Annotated in this window: 14 protein-coding genes; 8 read left to right on the top strand and 6 right to left on the bottom strand. The window is 61.2% G+C overall.

The features are described from left to right. Nucleotides 1-272: 272 nt before the first annotated feature. Both IPK17_RS08150 and IPK17_RS08145 read right to left on the bottom strand, forming a co-directional pair. Complete coding sequence (locus IPK17_RS08150) at nucleotides 273-1,286, bottom strand: SMP-30/gluconolactonase/LRE family protein (RefSeq protein ID WP_343417190.1); 1,014 nt, start codon at nucleotides 1,284-1,286, stop codon at nucleotides 273-275. 6 nt (nucleotides 1,287-1,292) lie between these two features. Next, nucleotides 1,293-1,649, bottom strand: a complete 357-nt coding sequence (locus IPK17_RS08145) for a hypothetical protein (RefSeq protein ID WP_343417189.1) — start codon at nucleotides 1,647-1,649, stop codon at nucleotides 1,293-1,295. Nucleotides 1,650-2,290: 641 nt separating this feature from the next. On the opposite strand from IPK17_RS08145, the gene IPK17_RS08140 reads away from it, so the two are divergent. Then, nucleotides 2,291-3,901 carry a DUF4153 domain-containing protein gene (locus IPK17_RS08140; RefSeq protein ID WP_343417188.1) on the top strand — a complete coding sequence of 537 codons (1,611 nt, stop codon included), beginning with the start codon at nucleotides 2,291-2,293 and terminating at the stop codon, nucleotides 3,899-3,901. Between the two features lie 171 nt (nucleotides 3,902-4,072). On the opposite strand, the gene cax is transcribed toward IPK17_RS08140, so the two are convergent. After that, nucleotides 4,073-5,236, bottom strand: coding sequence for a calcium/proton exchanger (cax, locus tag IPK17_RS08135; protein WP_502748532.1), 1,164 nt, complete (start codon nucleotides 5,234-5,236; stop codon nucleotides 4,073-4,075). 303 nt (nucleotides 5,237-5,539) lie between these two features. Between cax and IPK17_RS08130 the strand changes: the two genes are divergently transcribed. Then, entirely contained in the window at nucleotides 5,540-6,430 is an 891-nt protein-coding gene (locus tag IPK17_RS08130) for a PhzF family phenazine biosynthesis protein (protein ID WP_343417187.1), read from the top strand. Between the two features lie 161 nt (nucleotides 6,431-6,591). Here IPK17_RS08130 and clpB read toward each other — a convergent pair whose 3' ends face one another. Then, entirely contained in the window at nucleotides 6,592-9,201 is a 2,610-nt protein-coding gene (gene clpB / locus IPK17_RS08125; protein WP_343417186.1) for an ATP-dependent chaperone ClpB, read from the bottom strand. Nucleotides 9,202-9,903: 702 nt separating this feature from the next. Between clpB and IPK17_RS08120 the strand changes: the two genes are divergently transcribed. The 5 genes from IPK17_RS08120 to IPK17_RS08100 all read left to right on the top strand — a co-directional run bounded on the left by IPK17_RS08120 (nucleotide 9,904) and on the right by IPK17_RS08100 (nucleotide 13,738). Further along, entirely contained in the window at nucleotides 9,904-10,197 is a 294-nt protein-coding gene (locus IPK17_RS08120) for a hypothetical protein (RefSeq protein WP_343417185.1), read from the top strand. Further along, nucleotides 10,194-10,316 carry a hypothetical protein gene (locus tag IPK17_RS08115; RefSeq protein ID WP_343417184.1) on the top strand — a complete coding sequence of 41 codons (123 nt, stop codon included), beginning with the start codon at nucleotides 10,194-10,196 and terminating at the stop codon, nucleotides 10,314-10,316. The genes IPK17_RS08120 and IPK17_RS08115 overlap by 4 nt, the downstream gene beginning before the upstream one ends. A gap of 96 nt (nucleotides 10,317-10,412) precedes the next feature. Continuing rightward, the gene (locus IPK17_RS08110) at nucleotides 10,413-11,861 is read left to right on the top strand and encodes a CoA-acylating methylmalonate-semialdehyde dehydrogenase (protein WP_343417183.1); all 1,449 of its coding nucleotides are present in this window, start codon (nucleotides 10,413-10,415) and stop codon (nucleotides 11,859-11,861) included. A gap of 95 nt (nucleotides 11,862-11,956) precedes the next feature. Next, nucleotides 11,957-13,075, top strand: coding sequence for a hypothetical protein (locus IPK17_RS08105; RefSeq protein WP_343417182.1), 1,119 nt, complete (start codon nucleotides 11,957-11,959; stop codon nucleotides 13,073-13,075). A 249-nt stretch (nucleotides 13,076-13,324) separates the two neighbouring features. Continuing rightward, a complete protein-coding gene (locus IPK17_RS08100) occupies nucleotides 13,325-13,738 on the top strand; it encodes a GNAT family N-acetyltransferase (protein ID WP_343417181.1) in 414 nt (137 codons plus the stop codon). Here IPK17_RS08100 and IPK17_RS08095 read toward each other — a convergent pair. Beyond that, a complete protein-coding gene (locus IPK17_RS08095; RefSeq protein ID WP_343417180.1) occupies nucleotides 13,720-14,109 on the bottom strand; it encodes a response regulator in 390 nt (129 codons plus the stop codon). The genes IPK17_RS08100 and IPK17_RS08095 overlap by 19 nt on opposite strands. Nucleotides 14,110-14,121: 12 nt before the next feature. Further along, nucleotides 14,122-15,267, bottom strand: coding sequence for a sensor histidine kinase (locus IPK17_RS08090; RefSeq protein ID WP_343417179.1), 1,146 nt, complete (start codon nucleotides 15,265-15,267; stop codon nucleotides 14,122-14,124). A gap of 281 nt (nucleotides 15,268-15,548) precedes the next feature. Between IPK17_RS08090 and IPK17_RS08085 the strand changes: the two genes are divergently transcribed. After that, complete coding sequence (locus tag IPK17_RS08085) at nucleotides 15,549-15,902, top strand: hypothetical protein (protein WP_343417178.1); 354 nt, start codon at nucleotides 15,549-15,551, stop codon at nucleotides 15,900-15,902. The last annotated feature ends 2 nt before the right edge of the window (nucleotides 15,903-15,904 follow it).

The following is a 15,904-nucleotide window of genomic DNA, read 5'->3' as shown; positions in this document are numbered from 1 at the left end:
CTGTAGGGATGAGGCAAGCCTCTTCCTCAGGTTCCGCATCAAACAAAGAGGGACAAGTCATGACAGTGTTGAAAAATGCCAGATGCCGACCCCACCCCCCGGCCCCTCCCCGAATTCAGGGAGGGGAGACAGCATCGTTTGCTAAGCCTGATTTGTTTTCGTAGGGACGCGATAAATCGCGTCCGCTCGTGAGTGGAAAGACTCTAAGGATGCTTTTTGAACACGCGCATGCCTGATCCCAACCATATTAACGCACCGCGGCGGAAAACAGGTTACTGCGGCAGGTCGATCACATCCAGCGCGAAGGGGAGCTGCGGCTCGACAATCGGGATGACGAGCGACGCCTGATCGAAGTTGGCGACGTACAGGCGATTCGGCGCGCCATATTCAACATCAGCCGCGCCGCGGAACAGCCCGACCACATAGTTGAGTTCGCCATCGGCGACGCGCGCCACCCCGTTCTGACCGAGCGCCGCCACATAGATCGTGCCGTCCGGCGTGACCGTCACGCCGTCAAAACCGGGCGCATCGGCGCGTTGACCGTGTTGATAGAGCAGTTCGCCCACACCTCCGGCGATGGGGGCGCGGTAAATCTCATTGACTTCGGGATCGGTGATGATGAGCGAGTCGGTCGTCGCATCGTACGCCAACCCCGTAACTGCGCGGCGATTTTCCGTCTCCAACGCCGGGGGAACCCAGAAGATTTGCGCGCCGCTGCCATCCGCCTCTAAGCGCCACACCTCGTTGCGACCGGGGTCGCTCACATACACGCGCCCCGCCGCATCAATGGCGAGGTCGTTCGGCGCGCTGAAACCATCGGCAATCTCGCCGAACGGGGCGATTGCCCCATCGGCGGCGATGCGCCACAGCGAACCACCGACGCTGCGCGGGTCGGTATCGAGCTGATCGACCACGATCAGCGCGCCATCCCCCGCGACCGCAATGGCACTCACGGAGCGGATGACCTCGCGCGTGTTCGGCAGTTCGGTCATGGTCGCGCCGTCCGCGCTGATCGACCAGATCGCGCCGCTGGCGAAGCTGCCCGTGTAGACGGTGCCATCGGCGGCGACGGCGACCGTCGGCGGGTAGGCGTCGTTATCGAGCAGCGCGGCGAATTCGCGCACGGTGTAGCCTTCGACGAGCGACACCGCTTTGACGCGCTCGCCTGTGCCGAGCGTCAGGCTGATCAAAAACCAGGTGATGGCGATCAAGCCGAGCAGCCCGCCCGCCATGATCACAAAGAAGACGAAACGCCTCTGGGCGAGGTTCATTGCCAGCAGATTCATAGTGACTTAGCGCCCCAACTGCGCTTGGATGAACAGTAAGATCCCCAACGAAAGCGCCCAGCCCACATAGCCGAGGCCGAGCATCGGCACAACGGCATAGCCCGCCCGCGCCGCGATATACACAAAAATCAGGAAGATGAAGGTCGGAATCAAGCCGACGATCAGCGTTTCGATGAACTGCACCATGGTCGCCTGCGAGACGTTCGTCCCGCTGGAGAGAATCCAGATCGCCAAAGGCATATTGATCGGCATGGTCGCGGTGATGGCCGCCAGCGTTTTGGAATAGTTCCGCAGGACGGCGATGAGGATGATGATGCAGATAGAGAAGAGTACGGGCAGCACACGCTGCCAATCAATCGTCATAGGTTTGATCTCTGTGAAAGATGGAACAATGATAGCGTGCTTGACGTCTCTTATAAAGGCGCGGTTTGGAATTCTACCCCGACCCCACGCCTCCGAATTCGGGGAGGGGAGCCAACAACACCCGCCAAGCCTGGTTTTCGTAGGCTCCCCAGGCAGTTTAACTTATGAAGGCACCGACCCTGCCCTCCCCGAATTCAAGGGGGGTTTCTCCCCCCCCGGAGGGGTTGGGAGGAGGCGTAATCCTACGTTCTCCTGAACTGCAACATTGCGTCCGTAAACAAATTTTGGGGATGCTTTTCAACACCCCATCCTTGTCCCCCTTGCTGCTTCAGGGACGTGGATGAAGTCATTTGGTATTTTGTCTAACCTCACCCGCTCAACCCCCCCCTCCAGGCAAGGCCGTCCCCTCTCCAGGAGAGGGACGTTAGGCAGGTGAGGTTACTGACCAACATGCCTCGTCCCTACAGAGGACACCCTGATTGGACGCCATCCATGGCATCCCAACTGAGACGTGGTGAGGGGAAATTAGCGGATGGTTGACCTCTCAGGGGACTCTCAGAGTCGTCGAAGCAGTGGGCGGGCGTTGAGCAAACCGCGCCGTCGGCCTGTACAACTAGATGGATAACGCAAGGGAGTCTCACATGGATCGACGCGTTTATGCGCTCGTGGCGGTGGTCTTCGGGCTGGCGCTCGGCATTATCGGGAACGTTCTCTTTTACAATCGCATGCTCGGGCTGTCCCTGCCGCTCTACGTGCTGCTGCTGACCGCGGCGCTGTTCGCCTTCAAGCAGATCACCGGGCAGGCGACGCTGCGCCGCAACCTGTGGCTGTTCGTCCCGCTGATCTTTTTCGCCGTCATGGTCGCCGTGCGCGCCGACGAGACGATCACCTTTTTGAATCTCGCCGCGGTGCTGGCTCTGACTATGCTTATCGCGCATTATTTCCCGCTGGCCAACGCCTTCGACCGCGACCCGCTGGCAGCGCACCTCATCGCGCTGATCGAGACGGGCGTCACCACTGTCTTCATGCCCGTCGATCAGATCATCCAATCCGGGCGCTGGATTCGGCAAAATCGCCCACTGCACGGACGCGGCGTGAGTTCAGTCGTGCGCGGACTCATGCTCGCCGTGCCGATTGTCGTGGTCTTCGGTCTGCTGCTGGCCTCCGCCGATGAGGTGTTCGCGCAGTACATCAACCAGGTGACAGCGCTGTTTCAGTTTCGGGGCGTCGAGGCGCTGTTCGAACAGTCGGTGATCGTGGGTTTCTTCGCGTGGTTCGCGTGCGGTGGGCTGGCCTATGCCGTGCTCAAACGCCCGACCGCGCGCTATGTGCAGGTCGGCGACCAAGCCGCGCAGGAACTGCCCGCCGAGGAAGAAGCGCCCGCTGCGCCCAAAGGCAAAAAGCGCGCCTTCACGCTTAATCTGGTCGAAGCGGGGATCGTGCTCGGCTCGGTCATGGGCTTGTTCGGCGTCTTCGTGCTCATCCAGTTCGCCTACTTCTTCGGCGGACAGAGCAACATCAGTCTGGACGGTTTCACTTACGCCGAGTACGCGCGGCGCGGCTTCTTTGAACTGGTCGCGGTATCCATGCTCACGCTGGCGCTGATGCTGTGGCTCGACTACGTGACCATCCGCCAGCAGGGGATGCAGCAGCGGGTATTCCGTGGGCTGGCGCTTGGGATCGTCGCGCTCACCGGGGTGATGCTGTGGTCAGCGCACCTACGCCTGTCGCTCTACGAAGAAGTCTACGGCTATACGCATCTGCGCTTGTATCCGCACGTCTTTATGGGCTGGCTGGCGGTGCTCTACGGTTTCTTCCTGCTGATGCTGTTCCGCGTGCGCCCGAACGTGTTTTCGCTCGGCGTGGTGATCTGCGTGATCGGCTACCTGGGGTCGCTCAACCTGATCAACGTCGACTACACCATCATGCGCCAGAACATCGACCGCTACCGTGCCGGGCATGAGCTCGACATCGGCTACCTGCGCAATGTGTCGGAGGATGCGATCCCCGCGCTGCTGCCGTTCTACCTCGAACTCCCGGAAGATGCGCCCATTCGCTACGGGATCGGTCAATGGCTGCGGCGCGAATACATGGTGCTCGATGGTCAGCGCGGTGATTTCTCGGTGAGCGAAGCGCACGCGGGGCGCGACATGGCGTGGGCGCTGCTCAGCGCAGCAGATGGTCTACTGCCGGAATTTGACCCGAACTACAGCCTGCCGTATTCCGACACGTATGCGGACTTTTCGCGGTAAAGCAGAAAGGTTTGTGGACGGATACGGCCGTGCGCCCCTACGAAGATTCTTCAAAACCGAATTGAAGTGCGGCCGTTTAGCCTCACCCCGTTTCGCTGCGCTCAACCGCCCCTCTCCTAGAGGAGAGGGGCAAAGAATCGTCAGGTTCTTGGGGTGAGGCTGAGTCTCGATTTAGTGAATCGCGACCGTTGCGGGGAGGAAGAAGAACGCCAGCGCGACGATCAGGTAGATACCGAGCAGAATTGCGCCTTCCAGCCAGTTCGACTCGCCGTCGAGCGCGATGAACGCGGCGATCAGCGTTGCGCCGAACAGGGCGATCAGCTCGAAGTCGTTGAACACGAGCAATAGGCGCTGACCGAACAACAGGCTGATGAACACCAGCACGGGCGCGACGAACAGTGAAATCTGCAAGCTGGAGCCGAGCGACACGGCGAGGCTGAGTTCCATCTTGTTCTTCATCGCGACCTGCACGGCGACCAGATGCTCGGCGATGTTGCCGACCAACGGAATGATGATGATGCCGAGGAAGAACTCGGTCAGCCCCAACTGCTGCACGACCGGTTCGACTGCGCCGACCAGCGTTTCGCTGACGACGGCCGTCCCAATCGTCGCCAGCACGAGGATGATGATCGATGTGCGCAGCGACCACTTGGCGTGGTGCCCGTGGGGTTCGGTGTGCGCGGCGGCGTGTTCACCGGTGACGGCGCTGAGCGCGGGTCCTGCGACCGGGGCGGGCACTTCCTGCGGCACGTTCTTCGCGCCGACCTGCGCGGCATCATGCGCCGGCTTGGCGGTGAACGAGTAGATCACGCTCAGCGCATACAGCACGATCAGCACGACGGCCACGCCTTCGCTGAACAGCAGTTCGGAATTGGGCGTCTCGACGAGCGCACGGTCAAACAGCGACGGAATCGCCAGCGCGACAACCGCCAGCAGCAGGAGCGTCGCGTTCAAGCCCGCCGTGCGCTTATCGAAGACCTGCGTGCCGTGCTTTCGGCCACCCAGTACAAGGCTTAAGCCGAGCACGAGCAGCAGATTGCCGAGGATTGACCCGGTGAGTGAGGCGCGCACCAGTTCCAGCAGGCCCGCTTGAATCGCGAAGATGGTGATGATGAGTTCGGCGGCGTTGCCGAGCGTTGCATTGAGCAGACCGCCGAGCTTCGGCCCCGTGTAGATCGCCAGTTCTTCGGTCGCATCGCCGATCAACTTGGCGAGGGGGATGAGGCCGAGCGCCGACAAGATGAACACGATGATCGGGTCCACGCCAGCGTTATCGGCGATAAACGCGATGGGCGCGAAGATGACCAAATAGTACAGCACAGGGATTTTGGGCATAGATCGACCTCTGGACGAAAATGTGGATAATGCTACAAATTATATTGCGCGCCATCGTGCCTGCAAACTCTCCCGCCGCACTGGCACTAGCCGCAGGCGCCACAGGCGAAGCACACGGACCAAGTGAACGACGACCCCACCCCCAACCCCTCCCCGAATTCAGGGAGGGGAGACAACAGCCTCGTCGTTCCTCTCCTCTCCCCGCTTGCGTGGGAGAGGGGTTGGGGTGAGGGGTAATGCAAGAACAACTTGTCTTGGTGTGTATAGGATAGCGTCACATATATCCAAGTATAAGGAGAAAGTATGCTCGCTTACCAGCGCTACGACGTTTTCACCGACCAGCCGTTCGGTGGCAATCAACTGGCGGTCTTCATCAATCCCGGCGAACTGACGACCGAGACGATGCAGGCCATTGCCCGCGAATTCAACCTCGCCGAAATCACGTTTGTGACCCCGGCGGAGAAGCCGGAGAACCACTACCGCGTGCGCATCTTCACGCCGACGACCGAGATGCCCACCGCCGGGCATCCGACCATCGGCACGGCCTACGCCCTGCTGCGCGAAGGCCTGGTGCAGCCCGGCGTCGTGCGCCTTGAGGAGAATATCGGCGTCGTGCCCGTGACCATTTCGCAGACGGGCGACTTCACGCTGATCAGCATGCAGCAGGCTAACCCGACGTTTGGCGCGGTCATCGAGGATCGCGCGGCGGCGGCGGGGCTGCTCGGCCTCAGCGCCGACGATCTCATGGAGGATAAGCCCGTGCAGGTCGTGGCGACGGGTGTGCCGTTCCTGTTCATCCCGGTCAAAACGCTGAGCGCGATGGGCCGCATCCGCGTACGCGCTGACCGCTGGGACGACTTACAAGCCCCCGGCGCGCCGTTTGGCATGTTCGCCTTCACGCTGGAGACCGAACTCCCCCGTTCGACGGTGCATTCGCGCATGTTCGCGCCGGAACTCGGCATTGTCGAAGACCCGGCCACCGGGATCGCGTCGGGCGCACTCGGTTCGTATCTGGTCAAGTACGGCTTGGTCACACCGCGCGATGGCGTCGCCTCGATTGTCAGCGAGCAGGGCGTCGAGATGAAGCGCCCGTCGATCATCCAGATTCGTATCGAGACGGCGGGCGATCAGATTGTGGATGTGGATGTCGGCGGCACGGCGGTCTACATGGGGTCGGGGATGTTACAGGTTTAACCTCACCCCCCCGCTGCGCTCAACTGCCCCTCTCCAGAGGGCGAGGGGCAAAAACGCGGCTAGGATGTGAGGCTCCCCTCCTCAAAGACCTGTAGGGACGAGGCATGCCCGGAGCTGGCCAAAACCCCGTCCCCCCCCCCCCCCGGGGTTTGAGGTTTGCCCTACACCGCTTCGCTTTGCGGCACGGTGGTGAATTCCATGCCGTCCGCCGATTCGTTGATATCCGCAATCACGTGATCGCCTTCGTGGACGTGCCCCTCGAGGATGAAGTTCGCCAGCGGGTCTTGCAGTTCGCGCTGAATCGCCCGCTTGAGCGGACGCGCCCCGTACACCGGGTCAAAGCCGCGCTCGGCGAGGTACAGCTTGGCGTCGTTGGTCACTTCCAGCGACAGGCGGCGTTCGCGCAGCAGGCGTTCCAGCCGCTTGAGCTGAATGCTGACGATGCGCGTCAGGTCGGCCTGTGTCAGGCTGGTGAAGATGATGATATCGTCCAGACGGTTGAGGAATTCCGGACGGAAGTAGTTATCCAGTTCCGTCGTGATCGCCTCGCGCAGCACCTTCTTGTCGGGGTCTGCGCCCATCCGCTTGATCATGTCGCTGCCCACGTTGCTCGTCATGATGATGATCGCGTTGGTGAAATCGACCGTGCGCCCCTGTCCATCGGTCAGGCGGCCATCGTCGAACACCTGCAGGAACACGTTGAACACGTCCGGATGCGCCTTTTCGACTTCATCCAGCAGCACGACGCTGTACGGACGGCGGCGCACCGATTCGGTGAGCTGACCGCCTTCCTCGTAGCCGACATAGCCGGGCGGCGCGCCGATCAAGCGGGCGACCGCGTGCCGTTCGCCGTACTCGCTCATGTCGATGCGGATCATGGCGTCTTCATCGTCAAACAGGAAATCCGCGACCGAGCGCGCCAATTCGGTTTTACCGACGCCCGTCGGACCGAGGAACAGGAACGTGCCGATCGGACGGTTGGGGTCTTGCAGACCCGCGCGCGACCGCCGCACTGCCGCCGCGACCGCGTGCACCGCATCTTCCTGCCCGATCACGCGTTCGTGCAGCCGATCTTCCATGCGCAGCAGCTTTTCGACTTCGCCTTCCAGCAGCCGCGTGACCGGGATGCCCGTCCACTTGGAAACCACATCAGCGATGGTGTCGGCGTCAACTTCTTCGTGCAGCATCGTGCCGCCGTCCTGCCGGAGCTGTGTCGACTGCGCTTCCCGCGCCGCTAACTGTTTCTCCAGTTCGGGGAGCGTGCCGTAGCGCAGGCGCGCCGCCCCTTCGAGATCGGCGCGGCGTTCGGCCTGCTCAAGCTGCACCTTCGCCTCGTCGATTTTGGCTTTCGTCTCGCGAATGCTCTCAATCGCGCCCTTTTCCATCTGCCAGCGGGCGCTGAGCGCGTTCGACTGTTCACGCAGGTTGGCGATCTCGCTCTCGATGGCGGCCAAACGTTCCTGCGACGCCTTGTCGCGCTCCTTCTTGAGCGCCTCGCGCTCGATCTCCAACTGCATGATGCCGCGATCCACTGCGTCCAGCACGCTCGGCTTGGAGTCGATCTCCATCTTGAGCCGCGCCGCCGCCTCGTCGATCAGGTCGATGGCCTTGTCGGGCAGTTGGCGATCCGGCAGGTAGCGCGCGGAGAGGGTCGCCGCGGCGATCACCGCGCTGTCCTGAATGCGCACGCCGTGATGCACCTCGTAGCGTTCCTTCAGCCCGCGCAAAATGCTGATCGTGTCTTCGACGCTCGGCTCATCCACCATGACGGGCTGGAAGCGCCGTTCGAGCGCCGCGTCCTTCTCGATGTAGTCGCGGTATTCGTCAATCGTCGTCGCGCCGACGCAGCGCAGTTCGCCGCGCGCCAGCAGCGGTTTGAGCATATTGCTGGCGTCCATCGCGCCTTCCGCCGCGCCCGCTCCGACAATCGTATGCAGTTCGTCAAGGAACAGAATCACGCGGCCTTCGCTGTCCTGCACCTCTTTGAGCACGGCCTTGAGGCGTTCCTCAAATTCGCCGCGGAACTTCGCCCCGGCGACCAGCGCGCCCATATCCAGCGCGACGAGCTGCTTATCGCGTAGGCCTTCCGGCACATCGCCGTTGACGATGCGCTGCGCCAGCCCTTCGACGATGGCCGTCTTGCCGACGCCCGCCTCGCCGATCAGCACCGGGTTGTTCTTCGTGCGGCGGCTGATGACCTGAATCACGCGGCGGATTTCGTCTTCGCGCCCGATCACCGGATCGAGCTTGCCGCGCCGCGCTAAGGCGGTCAGGTCGCGCCCATACTTTTCGAGACTCTGGAACGTGTTTTCGGGATCTTGCGAGGTGATGCGCTGCCCGCCGCGAATGGTCGTCAGCGCGTCGAAGATCGCATCGCGGGTGACGCCTGCCGTCTTGAGCATCCCGCTCACGCTGCGTTCGTCCGCCAGCGCGATCAGCAAATGCTCCGTGCTGACGTACTCGTCTTTCATCTTTTCGGCTTCGCGTTCGGCCTGCGTGAGCACGTCGAGCGCGGGCTTGTTGAGCGTCGCCTTGACGTTGCTGCCATACGCGCGTGGGCGATCTTTGAGCAGCGTTTCGATCTCGCTCAGGAGCGCCGTCGGGCGCGCGCCGATCTTGGCGACAACCTGCGGCACGACGCCGTCCTTCTGCCCGATTAACGCGCCGAGGATGTGAATCGGCTCGACGCTGCTGTGGCCAAGGTCGTTGGCATTGGTCTGCGCGCGCAGCAGTGCCTCGCGCGCTTTGTTGGTGTACTGGTTAAAGTCCATGCGGAATCCCCCATAACAGTAAAATGTTTCAAAGATAGTTTATGAGCAAAGCGTAGGAATCGCATCGGAGAAACACCTGAATCGGGTCAACGCGCCGCAGTTGTGTGCTTAATTCCTGAATCTAGTGCATGGTTGGCAACCCGTCTCCCCTCACTGAATTCGTTTGAGGGACGGTGTTGTGTAGGGACGCAATAAATTGCGTCCGCTCTCCCCAGGCGAAGTGCAAGCTATTCCCACGAGCTCCCGGCCGTTCCGACTGTGGTGTACCTGAGGGGAGTCAGGGAGGGTTTAAATTGTAGGGACGAGGCATGCCTCGTCCTCCTGTGCCAAACCAGCCGTCACCCTCTTGGCTAAAACATTCTGTTTGCTTGCACGGATGACAGGCTTTTGGGCTAAACCAGAGGGGAAAATAGGACGAGGCATGCCTCGTCCCTACAGGTTTTTTGGCGCAGGAGATCCGTTTTCCATGGGGCAGTATGAAAAACCTACCCCTGAGAGGAGGAGAGGGGATTTAGGGGTGAGGTTAAACAAGATGGGCAGCCGCCTCGTCCCGAAGGTGCCGTTCGAGAATAGATTGAAAAATCATACCTTCGCAAAAAACAAGCCTTGAGATCTCAACTTTTTTGTATACTCAGGTTAAGGGCAGTGTTCCTAAAATCCGCTGGCAGATGCGCACGCCCTGTGTCTATGTGAGGTTCTACAATGCACGATCTCAGTTCTCAAACCTCGGAAACCGGTGTTCGACTCGATTTGCTGATGAAAGCGCATCGGGAAATCATCGAGACGGTGCTGCCCGCCCTGCGCGCGGCGATTGAGAACGTCACCGATTTTATGTATGAACCCGATGCAGACGGCGAAGAGATCCACGCGCATTTGCATGAGTGGGCGACGGAAACCGTCATCGACGAACTGTCGCGGCTGCTGCTGCATGACGATATCCCCCGAGCCGGCGTCTCGCCATCGTCACCGAAGACGGCATCGAAGTCGACACGATGATCGCCGCCTACGATGAACTCGCGCCGCGCAACGTGCAGGCGTGGTACGCCTATTTGCTCGGCGTAGACCTTGATCAATACCGCGCGTGGCTGGAGTCGATCCCCTCGCACATGTGCTAACGTCGGTCAGCACCGCCCACCCTTTCGGTAACCTGCTTTAGGTGTGGTACACTTGCGCGTACCTATCGCTTGTAAAAATCTTTAGCAGGGATCAACATGGTTCAGCAGCTTAAACACTACATTGGCGGCGAGTGGGTTGAGTCCACTTCGCCCGCGACCACATCCGTCATCAATCCGGCCACCTGTGAAACGCTCGCTACCGTCCCCGAAGGCACCCGTGAAGACGTCGACAAGGCCGTCAAGGCCGCGCAGGCCGCCTTTGACGAATGGCGCAGCACGCCCGTCCTCAGCCGCGCGCAGTACATGTATCGCTTTAAGGCGCTGCTTGAAGACCGTTTCGAAGACCTGACCCGGATCGTCGTCGAAGAAAACGGCAAGACCCGCGACGAAGCGCGCGGTGAAGTCCGCCGTGGTATCGAAAGCGTGGACTTCGCGCTCCAGCTCCCCTCGCTGATTCGCGGCTACACGCTCGAAGATGTCAGCTCGGGCATCGACGAGACGGCGGAACGTCAGCCGCTCGGCGTGTTCGCGGCCATCACGCCGTTCAACTTCCCGATGATGGTGCCGCTGTGGTTCCTGCCCACCGCGATCACTTGCGGCAACACTTATATCGTCAAGCCGTCGCCCCAGACGCCGATCAGCATGCAGTTGCTCTACGAACTGCTGGACGAACTCGGCCTGCCGGAAGGCGTGGTCAACCTCGTGCACGGCGGCAAAGAAGCGTCGATGGCGGTGATGGAACATCCGGATATCGTCGGCGTGTCGTTCGTCGGCTCCAGCCCGGTCGCCAAGCTGGTCTATGAGACGTGCGCCAAGCACGGCAAGCGCGTGCAGGCGCAGGGCGGCGCGAAGAACTACATCGTCGTCATGCCCGATGCCGATATGGGCGCCAGCGTCGCCAACATCATGGGCTCGGCCTATGGCTGCGCGGGTCAGCGCTGCCTCGCCGGGTCGGTGGTGGTCGCGGTCGGCGACGCTTACGAACCGCTGCGCAACGAACTGGTGCGCCGCGCCTCTGGTCTGCGCGTCGGCTACGGCCTGGACGAAACCACGCAGATGGGCACGGTCATCTCGGCATCGGCGCGCGAACGCATCGAAAAGATGATCACGCAGGGTGTGGCGGATGGCGCGCAGGTCGCGCTGGATGGCCGCAACAAGAAAGTCGAAGGCTTTGAAGGTTCGTTCGTCGGCCCGACCATCCTCGACGGCGTCACCGCCGACATGAGCGTCGCCAAGGATGAAATCTTTGGGCCGGTGCTGGCGATCATGCGCGCCGACAGCTTCGACGACGCGGTCAAGCTGGTCAACAGCAGCCGCTACGGCAACGCCGCCAGCCTGTTCACCGCCAGCGGCAAGCACGCCCGTGAATTCAAGTATCGCGTCAACGCCGGGAATATCGGCATCAACGTGGGCGTCGCCGCGGCGACCGCCTCGTTCCCGTTCGGCGGCAAGAAGGACTCGTTCTTCGGCGACCTGCACGGTCAAGGCCCGGACGCGGTCGATTTCTTCATGGATCGCAAGATCGTCATCGAACGCTGGCTGTAACCCAAAGTTGACAGTTGTCAGTTGAAATGAAGGCACATCGGGACGAGGTTAACCTCGTCCCTGTTATTTCTATCCACTTGCTTGAAAGGCGTTTGATGAAGTTCAGCACATTCCTGCTCGTGGTCGCTTGGGCGCTGACCGGGGCGCTGCTGCCAGTGGCGGCGTTCCAATCCGTGACACCGCAGCCGCCGCTGCTCCGGGCTGGTGATCCGATCACGGGGAGCTTGAGCGCGGACGATGCGCCCGTGACCTATCGCGTGGCGCTGCCGCCGGGCGCAGATGTCGTTTTTGAATTGAATGCGCCCGGCGTGTTGACCGCGACCATCTGCCGCGGCTGGCAGACGGCGAATGGCGCGGCGGAGAGCGAGTGCCAGCCGCACGGCGCATCGGGTGATGGCCCGGTGACGCTGCTGCATCTCGTCTCGTCGACCAGCACGCCGAACCGCGAGGAATGGGCGGACATCACATTTGCGCGCCCCATCGAAACGAGCGTCGACTATCGCCTGACCGCCTATCAGACAATGCCCCAAGAGCTCGATCTGGACAGCGTGTATGCGCCGGAGGAGCTGGTTGCGCCCTATCAAACCTACAGTGTGCGCGTCGCCGATTTCGTGCCGTTCTCGGTTCAGGTCGAAGACCTGACGACCGACGGCGATTTCCTGTGGACGGCGCATCTGCCCTCCCGCCTGCTCGACTTTGAGCGCTCCGCGGTGGCGCACCTGCCCGAGCTGATCGATTGGGCGAGCTTTGGGCTGGCGGACGCCAACCGCGTCGGCCTACAGCGTATGCTGCTCTATTATCTGGGGGCGGAGACGTACCGGATTCTCGTCCACACGACCAGCCCGTACCAACTGCACACGATCTACCTGTCGGGTGCGCCGCTGGCGGCGGGCGAAACTCGGGTCGCCGCGCCGTCCTACCAGCAGCCGATCGTCCTCATTCCGCTGGCGCTGAACTCGGCCCAAGCCGCGCAGGTCGATTTTCGGCTGGTGACGGGCAGCGGAGCGGTCGCGACCGTGCAGCGCGCGAGTGATCCCATTGGTGAGAGCGTGCTGCTGGGTAACGGGGGCCGGGACGTGATCTGGCCGTCCGAGCAAAGCCTCGAGGTGCTGTTCAGCGGGGATACCGCCGCCTATGTGTTCGTGCAGATCCCGCTGGAGTTCACCCGGAGCACCATTGAAGTGGAAGTTCGCTGGTCGGCACTCCAGAATTAGGGCGTGCGCGGCTTCAGACGGTGTCTAAAAAATTAGGCCGAGGCATGAGGGCGTTGAAAAAGGTCAGCTTCCGACCCCACCCCCGCCCCTCCCCGAATTCAGGGAGGGGAGACAACATTGCTCGCAATACCTCTCCTCTCCCCGCTTGCGTGGGAGAGGGGTTGGGGGTGAGGGGTTTATAAACACCCGCATGCCTCGTCCCTACAGGCGATTGGACACGCTCTTATTCGGAAGGTGGGATTGAAACGGATGATTGTTTACTGCGATTCACTCTTGGGCATCACCGCCGACCATCTCCGCGGTGGTTTCTACGCGGGCTGGCCGAACCCGCCCACGCCAGAGACTCATCTCAAGGTGCTGCATGGGAGCAGCCATGTGGTGCTGGCGCGCGACGGTGAAACTGGCCCGGTCGTTGGCTACATCACGGCGATCAGCGATGGCGTGCTCGCGGCCTATATTCCGCATCTGGAAGTGCTGCCCGCGTACCGCGGGCAGGGGATCGGCAGCGCGTTAGTCAAGCACCTGCTCGATCAACTGCGCCACCTGTACATGATTGACCTGATCTGCGACCCGGATGTCCAGCCGTTTTACGAGCGGCTCGGGCTGCGCCCCTACTCCGGCATGATCTATCGCAATTACGACCGTCAATCCGGTGAGGTATGAGGCGGGGTGGTGAACTGGTGGATCGTGTGCAGCAGCTCGTGCCGGATGATCGGCTTGATGAGGTAGGCGTCACAGCCCGCGGCGAGGCACTCTTCGCGATCACCCGGCATGGAATTCGCCGTCAGCGCGATGATCGGGATGTGCGCCATATCTGGCATGGCTTTGAGCCGCCGCGTCGCCTCCAGCCCATTGACCTCCGGCATGTTGATGTCCATGAGGATGAGATCGGGGCGTTCGCGCAGCGCCATGTCGATGGCCGCCTGACCATCGGCTGCTTCCAGCAACCGGACATCTTCGCTGCGCAGCGCCAGCCGCACGAAATCATGATTGCGCGGGTTGTCATCCGCATAGAGAATTGTCAACTTAGGCATGCCTAGCTCGCTTTATGTCGTCATCTGGCGCGGATACCACGTATAGAAGGTCGTGCCCGCGTCCTCCGAACTTTCAAACCACACTTTGCCTTGCAGATAGTTCTCGCTCAGCAGCTTGATGCTGTACGTCCCCAGACCGCGCCCCGCGCCTTTGGTCGAATACGAGCGTTGGAAGACCTGTAACTGCACCTTGCGCGGCATGGGCAGCGGATTGTGCACGGCAAAGGTGGCGCCCGCTGCATCCGGCAGGACGCGCAGCGTGATCGCATCGCCGCTGGTCGAAGCTTCGAGCGCATTCTTGACCATGTTGCCGATCACGCGATCGACCAGCGACCGATCCGTCGTGAAACGCACAGGCGTCGGCGTCGGCTCGACCACGATCTCGATGTGCTGATCGTGTCCATACTGGTGATATTCGGCCTGCGCGTCGCGCAGCACTTCCGCGGCGTCGGTCAGGACGGGGGCAAGCTGCAGGCGGTTCGCCTCCGCTGCCATGAGGATACGGTGCGTGTCGATGTCGCGGATCATGTGGAAGGCAATCTGGTGGAGCTGCTGCTTCAACTGAGCTTGTTCGACCTGCGAGAAAGTCTCCAGATCCTGCATCAAGTCGGTGTAGGACATGACCAACGCGGCAGTATTGTGCATATCGTGCAGGAAAATGCGTTCCAGAATGTCGCGGCGTTTCTCGTCGCTGATGTCGGCGATAGCGAACACGGTGCAGATTTCGCCGTTGACCTGCAGCGGCTTCGCCCACACGCGCAGATCGAGCGCCGAGCCGGAACGCGTGGTGATGCGGCATTCCTTGACCGCCGCCTTGCCGCTCAGGCCGATCAGGATCGCCTGCACTGCGCCGCACGTGCTGCACGCTTCCGCCGTGCCGCAGCCGCCCGGGTTTTCAAAGGCGTGACCGCATTGCAGCACTTCGCCGGGACGCAGCCCGTAGATCTGCGCTGGGTCGTCGATTTGCAGCAAATCCAGCAGCGCCTGATTCGAGTAGATCACCTGCCGATAGCGATTGAGGACGAGCAGCACATTGGGCACCGCGTCCAGCAGCGGCTGGAGTTCGAGCGCGGCCTGCACGGCGGGCGCTTCGATGGCGATCTGTTCAGGCGCAATGCGTTCCGCTGGAGCAAACAGCGTGAATTCGTGGTCGGTCATTGCTCAAATCCTCAGTGAGTACGTATATTTGGCGCTGGTCATCATTTCTATGATAGGCGGAAGTCTGCAATAGAGAATTGGCGAGTCATATAGATATTTACGAATCGTCAATGGAGTGTCTTTTGACAGTAATGAGCCATGATCAATGTCACATATTAAAGGTCGGTATTGTTTGATTATTAACATCCGTTCCGGGGCCCCCCACAGCCAGCCTGTTGGGAATGCGCCGCTCTTCGAGTATCATAGACCGCAATTATGGTTGCCAATCAGGACAAGACAGCATGTCATTGAACACGTTTGGGGCGATTCTCGCCTTTGCCATTGATTTGGAAGCCCGGCTGCGCGATTACTATCAAGCGGCGGGCAACGCGGGACGCGCCGCCGAAGCGGACAAGCGTCGCCAGAACTTCGAGCGCGTCCGCCGCGAAAACATCACCGAAATCAAGCTAGAGCCGATTGAAGGCTTACACGAAGCGGATTACGCCCTCAACCTGACCGATAATTCTGAAACGGGGCAAACCGCACTTGAGGAAATCGCAGCGCAGTTTTACACCGATGTCGCGCCCAAAATCAATGTCCGTGAAGCGCAGCGGGCTCTCGAGCGCGCAGCGAAGCAGCACCGAGAACTGGCTTAGTC

Source organism: Candidatus Flexifilum breve, from assembly GCF_016713355.1.
This window is presented reverse-complemented; position numbering and strand designations above follow the sequence as displayed.

Excerpts from the sequence above, each read along its gene's own strand:
- IPK17_RS08150 (WP_343417190.1), bottom strand. The coding sequence starts at position 1,286 with ATGAATCTGCTGGCAATGAACCTCGCCCAGAGGCGTTTCGTCTTCTTT.
- IPK17_RS08145 (WP_343417189.1), bottom strand. The coding sequence starts at position 1,649 with ATGACGATTGATTGGCAGCGTGTGCTGCCCGTACTCTTCTCTATCTGC.
- IPK17_RS08140 (WP_343417188.1), top strand. The coding sequence starts at position 2,291 with ATGGATCGACGCGTTTATGCGCTCGTGGCGGTGGTCTTCGGGCTGGCG.
- cax (WP_502748532.1), bottom strand. The coding sequence starts at position 5,236 with ATGCCCAAAATCCCTGTGCTGTACTATTTGGTCATCTTCGCGCCCATC.
- IPK17_RS08130 (WP_343417187.1), top strand. The coding sequence starts at position 5,540 with ATGCTCGCTTACCAGCGCTACGACGTTTTCACCGACCAGCCGTTCGGT.
- clpB (WP_343417186.1), bottom strand. The coding sequence starts at position 9,201 with ATGGACTTTAACCAGTACACCAACAAAGCGCGCGAGGCACTGCTGCGC.
- IPK17_RS08120 (WP_343417185.1), top strand. The coding sequence starts at position 9,904 with ATGCACGATCTCAGTTCTCAAACCTCGGAAACCGGTGTTCGACTCGAT.
- IPK17_RS08115 (WP_343417184.1), top strand. The coding sequence starts at position 10,194 with ATGATCGCCGCCTACGATGAACTCGCGCCGCGCAACGTGCAGGCGTGG.
- IPK17_RS08110 (WP_343417183.1), top strand. The coding sequence starts at position 10,413 with ATGGTTCAGCAGCTTAAACACTACATTGGCGGCGAGTGGGTTGAGTCC.
- IPK17_RS08105 (WP_343417182.1), top strand. The coding sequence starts at position 11,957 with ATGAAGTTCAGCACATTCCTGCTCGTGGTCGCTTGGGCGCTGACCGGG.
- IPK17_RS08100 (WP_343417181.1), top strand. The coding sequence starts at position 13,325 with ATGATTGTTTACTGCGATTCACTCTTGGGCATCACCGCCGACCATCTC.
- IPK17_RS08095 (WP_343417180.1), bottom strand. The coding sequence starts at position 14,109 with ATGCCTAAGTTGACAATTCTCTATGCGGATGACAACCCGCGCAATCAT.
- IPK17_RS08090 (WP_343417179.1), bottom strand. The coding sequence starts at position 15,267 with ATGACCGACCACGAATTCACGCTGTTTGCTCCAGCGGAACGCATTGCG.
- IPK17_RS08085 (WP_343417178.1), top strand. The coding sequence starts at position 15,549 with ATGTCATTGAACACGTTTGGGGCGATTCTCGCCTTTGCCATTGATTTG.